The sequence below is a fragment of the uncultured Marinococcus sp. genome, assembly GCF_947493875.1.
Classification (GTDB): domain Bacteria; phylum Bacillota; class Bacilli; order Bacillales; family Marinococcaceae; genus Marinococcus.
Window position 1 is genome coordinate 1 of record NZ_CANLSU010000031.1, and the last position, 244, is coordinate 244.

General features: G+C 58.6%; 3 tRNA genes. All 3 read right to left on the bottom strand.

The annotated features are described in order from the left end of the window. The 3 genes from Q0757_RS16955 to Q0757_RS16965 all read right to left on the bottom strand — a co-directional run bounded on the left by Q0757_RS16955 (position 1) and on the right by Q0757_RS16965 (position 244). Positions 1-76: transfer RNA gene (locus Q0757_RS16955), tRNA-Asp, on the bottom strand. 3 nt (positions 77-79) lie between these two features. After that, positions 80-156 (bottom strand) — tRNA-Met (locus Q0757_RS16960). A 12-nt stretch (positions 157-168) separates the two neighbouring features. Next, positions 169-244 (bottom strand) — tRNA-Val (locus Q0757_RS16965).

Genomic DNA, 244 nt, shown 5'->3' on the forward strand with positions numbered 1-244 from the left:
TGGCGGGCCTGACGGGATTTGAACCCGCGATCTCCTGCGTGACAGGCAGGCATGTTAACCGCTACACCACAGGCCCTATTGGTTGCGGGGGACGGATTTGAACCGACGACCTCCGGGTTATGAGCCCGACGAGCTACCAGACTGCTCTACCCCGCGATATAAAGTATATGGTGGAGGATGACAGGATCGAACTGCCGACCCCCTGCTTGTAAGGCAGGTGCTCTCCCAGCTGAGCTAATCCTCC